This window comes from Sinorhizobium saheli, assembly GCF_001651875.1.
Lineage (GTDB): Bacteria > Pseudomonadota > Alphaproteobacteria > Rhizobiales > Rhizobiaceae > Sinorhizobium > Sinorhizobium saheli.
The window spans coordinates 113,223-119,222 of the sequence record NZ_LNQB01000067.1 but is presented as its reverse complement, the minus strand read 5'-3'; the positions used below and the strand labels follow the sequence as shown (position 1 = coordinate 119,222).

The window sequence follows — 6,000 nt, the reverse complement described above, 5'->3', positions numbered from 1 at the left end:
CCGCTCGCTACGGCGCTGTTGAGGGCGCGCTCGCGAGCGGCTTCGCTACCGCCGAGCTACACCACCTGTAGGGACACGACCAGGTCGCCTCCCTGTTCAATAGTGGAGAGGCTTTACCGAGGGAGCCCGAACTCGCCGCTGAAGCTGACGAGATGTCGGTGCAGTTGATCGATGACTGCGGCACGAGGACTGGCGCGTCGTTCTATCAACCCAATCTGCCGATGAATTTGCGGATCCCCGAATGGTACAGCGACGACCTCCTCTGGAGTCTCCTTTAAGGCGCTCCATGGCGCAACAGACGCACCGAGGCCATGTACCACACAGGCAACGACTGCTGTTATCGTGTCAATCTCTGCGATGACATTCGTGACGATTCCGCTTCTCGCGACCTCGGTCTCGATGATGTTCGCGAGGCGGAATCTGCTGATGAATTTTACGTAAGGAAGCCGCGAGAGCATCTCCGACGCCGGCATCGGCTCAGTTCCTCTGGGTGCAATAGCAAATAGCGGCTCCTTGATGAAAGGACTCCATCTCAAGGTCGAGGGAACACCGGAGTATTCCGCCACCATCGCGGAATCTAGGCGTCCGCTCACGACATCGTTGAGGAGCTCGTCGGTGTTCGCCACATGGAGCTTGATCTTGAGATCGGGGTAGTCCTTCTTGAGCTCTATGATGGCTCTTGGCAGAAGTGAGAGAGCACTTGAGCGAACCGAGCCTATGGTGAAAGTTCCACCGATTGCCCGTCCTGAGATCGCATCGACGATATCTTCGGCTGAGCGTACAAGTCCCTGGGCCGCTTCCAGCATTTGAAGACCTTGACTGTTCAGCGTGATCGGCCGCGTAGAGCGATCAAACAGCTCTGACCGAACTTCGGCTTCCAATGCCTGTATTTGTTGGCTAACTGCGGAAGCAGTCAGGCCGACGGCATCCGCGGCTTTTGCGAATGTCCCATGTTCAGCGATAGCAATGAAGGTTTTGAGCTGGCGGATATCCACGGTCAGCTTCCTTGAATTAAGGGTTACTGTTCTTTTTTGACAGAATTATTCGCTTTTTTCAAGAAATTCTTATGTTAACGTCAGGAATTGGAGGTGCCCGGAAGATCTTGGGCACAAGGGGGATGTGCTTCGAGAGCGGAATCGTCGCTCCGCGTCCTCGCCATTTCCAGTCGAGGTACGCATGGGAAGCCAACACATTCTTGTCACCGGTCCGGCCATCAACGAGCGTGCGGTGAAGCTCGCCGAAGCCAACGGCTACAGCATGGCCTACGTGCCGCCCTATACGAGCGAAGATGATCTCGTCCGCATGGTCGCTGACGTGAACCCGATCGGTGTGATCGTCAGGATGGGGCGGTTCGGCGAACCGGCGATTGCGGCGGCACCGTCCCTTCGCGTCATTTCCAAACACGGTGTCGGTGTCGACAACATCGACGTGGACGCAGCATCGCGTCGCGAAATTCCCGTCGTGGTCGCAACCGGTGCGAATGCCCCTTCAGTCGCGGAGCACGCAATCGCGCTCCTGCTTGCGACGGTCAAGCGGATTCTGCCGTTGGATGGCGGTCTGCGGGCCGGAAAATGGGAGAAACCCGGTTTCTCCGGGAAGGAGCTTTCCGGCATGACCATGGGCCTCGTCGGTTTCGGTGCAATCGCGCGCCGCACCGCAGCACTCGCAAAGGCCTTCGGTATCAGCCTTCGCGCCTACGATCCCTTCGCCGAGGACTCCATATTCCGCGAAGCCGGCGTCGCGCGGGATAACACGGTGGAAGCGCTTCTCGCGGCCTCCGACATCGTCAGCCTGCACTGCCCGCTTACGCCCGAGACACGCAATCTCCTCGACGACAGGGGGCTCGGCCTCATGAAGCCCGGATCTTACGTCATCAATACCGCACGCGGTGGACTGATCGACGAAGCGGCGCTGCTGAGAGCCGTTGCGAGTGGCCACATCGCGGGAGCGGGCATCGACACGTTCCAGACCGAGCCACCCGCTTCCGATCATCCCTTCTGGAGTGAACCCAAGATCGTCGTCACGCCCCACATTGGCGGAGTGACCGAGGAAGCAAATGCTCGCGTCGGCATCGACGCGATCGAGGGAATTCTCGCTGTCGTCCAGGGTCGTGAACTGGGTCGCGAGAAAATCGTCAACTTTCGCGCGCTGCAAAAGGCGTCTGCCTGATCAAGTTTCCCAGCCATATCGATATCGATTTCAGGAGAGAAAATTGGCCATAGGTTTCAGGGTTCGCAACCGGTCTCGGGTCGTCGACCGGAAATGGGTCGAGAAGTTCAAGGAACTACCCGTCGCCAACGTCAGCGATAGCATGCACCGCATGTACGCAGGTGGCGCTCAGCTCCGGCCGATGCATCGTTCCGGCAAACTTGCCGGTCGCGCGATTACGGTCAAGGCGCCGCCCGGTGACAATCTCATGCTGCACAAGGCAATGGATATGGCGGTCGACGGCGACGTCATCGTCATGGATGCCGGCGGTGACGTCACCCATGCGCTGATGGGCGAGATGATGCTCGACTACGCTCGCCGTCGTGGTGTCGTCGGTTTCGTCTTGAACGGCGCAATTCGTGATGCGGATGCGTTCCTGGAGATGAACCTGCCGTCCTTCGCTGTCGGTATAACGCACCGCGGCCCGTATAAGAACGGCCCCGGTGAAATCAACTGCCCCATCGCGATCGGCGGAATGGTGATCATGCCGGGCGACTTGGTCCTTGGAGATGCGGACGGTGTGGTCGTCGTTCCGATCGATGACGTGGCTGAGGTCTACGAGCGCACGGTTGCCAAGCACGCCGCAGAAAACAAGCAGATTGAAAACATCAAGGCCGGAACCCACAAGCCGACTTGGTTCGACGATGCCCTCGCCAAGAGCGGCTGCGAGCTGCCGCAAGAGGGCTGACGCCACGCAATGAAATGCGGCCGGTCTTGTACTGAGGAGGTGGAAGACCCAGCCGCGCAAGCCAAACCACCCTGCCTGTGCAGGGCCAAACAGTATTCTGAGCGCGTTGCATCGCTTTAGATAGATCTCGTCAACGGGAGGATACGATGAAGCATTTGATCCGTAATACCACACTCGCCACAACTCTGCTGCTCGGCGCTGGCGTTGCCCACGCCGACTGGCCGGGCGACCGCCCCATCGAATTGATTGTCGCCTTCGCGCCAGGTGGTGGCACGGACGTGATGAACCGGACGCTCGCGCCCTTCATCGAGAAGGAGCTCGGTGCCAAGATCACCATCCTAAACCGGCCGGGTGCGTCCGGCGAAATTGCGTATACTGCGATGACCGAAGCCAATCCGGACGGCTACACCGCGTCGTCGCTCAACACGCCGGGTTACCTGACGATGCAGATGGATCGCAAGGTTCGCTTCGATCCCAAGAAGCTCTGCCTGGTTGCCCGTATCGTCGAGGATCCGGGTTCCTTCATTGTGCAGGCCAACTCGGAGTTCAACTCGCTCAAGGACCTTGTGGCCTATGCCAAGGCAAATCCCGGCGCGGTTACGGTTGGGACCACTGGTCTCGGAACGGACGAACATCTGGCGATGCTGCAGCTCGAGAAGTCCGCCGGCGTCGATTTCACGGCAGTGACTTTTAATGGCGCGAACGAGGCACGCACCGCGTTACTCGGCGGTCATGTCATGGCGATCGGCATCAATGTCGGCGAGTTCGTCGGCAGCGACCACTCCGCTTTCAAGAACCTCGGCCAGTTCGCCGAGAAGCGCGCCGTGATCGCCCCCGATTTGCCGACGGCCAAGGAGCAGGGGTATGAGGTTCTTATCAGCTCCGAGCGCGGCATTGCTATGGGTTGCGATGTGCCGGAGAACATTCGGACGAAGTTCTCCGACGCCGTTCGCAAGGCGCTCGATAACCCGGAATTCCAGGGCAAAGCGAAGCAGCAGTCTCTCGCACTTTCTTACCTGTCTTCGGAAGACTGGAACAGGGAGATGCCGGTACGGGCCGAGCGGCTTGGCGCCATCTGGAAACTGGCTAAGGAACAGCAATGATGTCGAATCCGCGCGAGCCTGGCGGAACCGGCGATCGCCCAGAGTTTCTGACGGCCGGACTTTTCGTGGGTTTCGGAGCGCTCGGCCTTTGGGCCGGGCGCGACCTGACCTTCGGTACCGCGTCCGCGATGGGGCCTGGCTACCTTCCCACGATCATCTGTTGGCTCTTGATCATCGTCGGCGTGACCGTTGGCGGTCTTGGAGCATTTCGTGATCGCGAGGAGATCGCCAAGCCGAAGCTTTGGCCGGTGGTAATCATCCCGGCAGCAGTGGTCGGCTTTGCGTTTATCGCGGAATTTTTCGGTTTCGTTGCGGCGGCAGTGTGGCTGCTTCTCGTCGGAAGCGTTGCTGATCGCGACTCGAAGCCCCGCGAGGTGCTCATGCTTACCGCCGGGCTGACCGCTTTCGGCGCCTTGGTCTTCATCGTCGGGTTGGGTGTGCAGATGCCTATTTGGCCGTTTTGAGGATGGAACATGGAATTCCTTGATCTTCTTTCATTGGGCTTCAGTGAAGCGCTGACGCCGACCAATCTGGGCTTCTGCCTGTTGGGCGCGCTGCTCGGCACTCTTATTGGCGTGTTGCCCGGCATCGGCCCAACAGCAACGATCGCCGTTCTCCTGCCAATCACGTTCTACCTGCCTCCGTTGGCCGGCATTATTATGCTCGCCGGTATCTACTACGGTGCCCAATATGGCGGCTCGACGACGGCGATTCTGGTCAATCTGCCTGGCGAAGCGTCTTCGGTGGTGACCGCGATCGACGGATATCGAATGGCGCGGAACGGGCGAGCGGGGTCGGCACTGGCCGTCGCAGCTCTCGGCTCGTTCTTTGCAGGCACCGTTGCCACTTTCGGCATCGCAATTGCGGGTCCGACCCTTTCTTCGTTTGCCTTGTCATTCGGGCCGGCCGAATACGTCTCGCTCATGCTGTTCGGTCTGCTGGCGGCGACTGTTCTCGCCCGTGGGCCAGTTCTCAAAGCCATCGGCATGGTCCTGCTCGGCTTGCTTTTTGGCATGGTCGGCATCGACGCCAGCTCGGGTGAAGAGCGCTTGACCTTCAGCGCCGTGGAGTTGTTCGACGGCATTGACTTCGTGGTGATCGCCATCGGCTTGTTCGGCTTCGCCGAGATCATCGAAAACCTCGAGAACCATGAGGCGCGTGGTGTTCTGGTCACGAAGTTGAGCCGGTTGTGGCCGACAGGAGAAGACTTCCGCCGTGCTTGGCCTGCCGTCCTGCGAGGAACGGGCGTCGGCACGTTCCTCGGCGTTCTTCCGGGAGGAGGAGCGACCCTCGCTTCGTTCTGCGCCTATTCAGTGGAGAAGAAGGCCTCCAAAAATCCCAAGGAGTTCGGCAACGGCGCGGTCGAAGGCGTCGCTGGCCCGGAGGCCGCCAACAATGCTGGCGCACAGTCCTCTTTCATCCCGCTGCTCACGCTTGGTATCCCGTCCAACAACATGATGGCGATGATGCTCAGCGCCTTCATCATCCACGGCATCACGCCGGGCCCGACGGTCCTCGCGACCCAGCCGGAAATATTCTGGGGCCTTGTCGCCAGCATGTGGGTCGGCAACCTGATGCTGGTCGTGATCAATCTGCCGCTGATCGGCATCTGGGTGAAGCTGCTGACGGTTCCGTACCGGCTGCTTTATCCCGCGATCTTGCTGTTCTGCTGCGTCGGCGTCTACAGCATCAACAACCGTATCTTCGACGTGGTCCTGGCCGCAGGATTTGGTCTTCTGGGCTACGCCTTCCGCAAGGCGAAATGCGAGGCGGGTCCGTTGCTGCTTGGCTTTGTTCTCGGCCCGCTACTCGAAACAAACATTCGCCGCGCCATGACCATCTCTCATGGTGATCCGGGCGTGTTCTACGAGCGCCCGATCAGCCTGTTACTGCTCATCGCGACCGTCGGCATGTTTGTACTGATGATCCTACCGTCGTTCCGGCGGACACGCCAAGAGGCCTTCCAGGACGAAGAGGCATAAGCCTCCTGCAGATCACTGA

The 6,000-nt window shown here is 59.7% G+C and carries 6 protein-coding genes; 5 read left to right on the top strand and 1 reads right to left on the bottom strand.

The window, feature by feature from the left end; genetic code table 11:
- Nucleotides 1-113 precede the first annotated feature (113 nt).
- The gene (locus ATB98_RS09325) at nucleotides 114-995 is read right to left on the bottom strand and encodes a LysR family transcriptional regulator (RefSeq protein WP_066872397.1); all 882 of its coding nucleotides are present in this window, start codon (nucleotides 993-995) and stop codon (nucleotides 114-116) included.
- Nucleotides 996-1,176: 181 nt separating this feature from the next.
- Here ATB98_RS09325 and ATB98_RS09320 point away from each other — a divergent pair, with 181 nt between their 5' ends.
- The 5 genes from ATB98_RS09320 to ATB98_RS09300 all read left to right on the top strand — a co-directional run bounded on the left by ATB98_RS09320 (nucleotide 1,177) and on the right by ATB98_RS09300 (nucleotide 5,981).
- Entirely contained in the window at nucleotides 1,177-2,169 is a 993-nt protein-coding gene (locus tag ATB98_RS09320) for a hydroxyacid dehydrogenase (RefSeq protein WP_066872394.1), read from the top strand.
- Between the two features lie 43 nt (nucleotides 2,170-2,212).
- Nucleotides 2,213-2,896: an RraA family protein gene (locus ATB98_RS09315; protein WP_066872391.1), complete on the top strand. Its 684-nt coding sequence runs from the start codon at nucleotides 2,213-2,215 to the stop codon at nucleotides 2,894-2,896.
- A 146-nt stretch (nucleotides 2,897-3,042) separates the two neighbouring features.
- Entirely contained in the window at nucleotides 3,043-3,999 is a 957-nt protein-coding gene (locus ATB98_RS09310) for a tripartite tricarboxylate transporter substrate binding protein (RefSeq protein ID WP_066872388.1), read from the top strand.
- On the top strand, nucleotides 3,996-4,463 hold the full coding sequence (locus ATB98_RS09305) for a tripartite tricarboxylate transporter TctB family protein (protein WP_234781895.1): 468 nt from the start codon (nucleotides 3,996-3,998) through the stop codon (nucleotides 4,461-4,463). Before ATB98_RS09310 ends, ATB98_RS09305 begins: the two co-directional genes overlap by 4 nt.
- A 9-nt stretch (nucleotides 4,464-4,472) precedes the next feature.
- Nucleotides 4,473-5,981 (top strand): tripartite tricarboxylate transporter permease, encoded by a 1,509-nt coding sequence (locus tag ATB98_RS09300; protein ID WP_066872381.1) that lies wholly within the window; start codon nucleotides 4,473-4,475, stop codon nucleotides 5,979-5,981.
- The last annotated feature ends 19 nt before the right edge of the window (nucleotides 5,982-6,000 follow it).